The organism is Bacillus cereus group sp. BfR-BA-01524, assembly GCF_022662595.1.
In the GTDB taxonomy this organism is placed as follows: domain Bacteria; phylum Bacillota; class Bacilli; order Bacillales; family Bacillaceae_G; genus Bacillus_A; species Bacillus_A thuringiensis_S.
Map to the genome: position 1 here is coordinate 1 of NZ_JAKUDW010000457.1, position 223 is coordinate 223.

The window sequence follows — 223 nt, forward strand, 5'->3', positions numbered from 1 at the left end:
AAATCGCTATATTACAGAGATGATTGAGTTATTGGATTATCAAGATGATATACAGTTCAATCAGCTTTCTCAATTTATCCCTTCGGGTGAGGAATATGATGAAATGAATGAGAGAGTAGGAAAGATTCATGGAGATCATATCATTACAGCCAAGATGTCAGCTGAAATGGAGAAGAAATTCCGTTCTTCTACTGTAAATCCAGCTCTTTATGCACCATTCCTT

The 223-nt window shown here is 35.9% G+C and carries 1 pseudogene; it reads left to right on the top strand.

Annotated elements, in window-relative coordinates:
• Window positions 1-223 (top strand): annotated as a pseudogene (locus MR170_RS31875) (CpaF family protein); the annotation flags it as partial.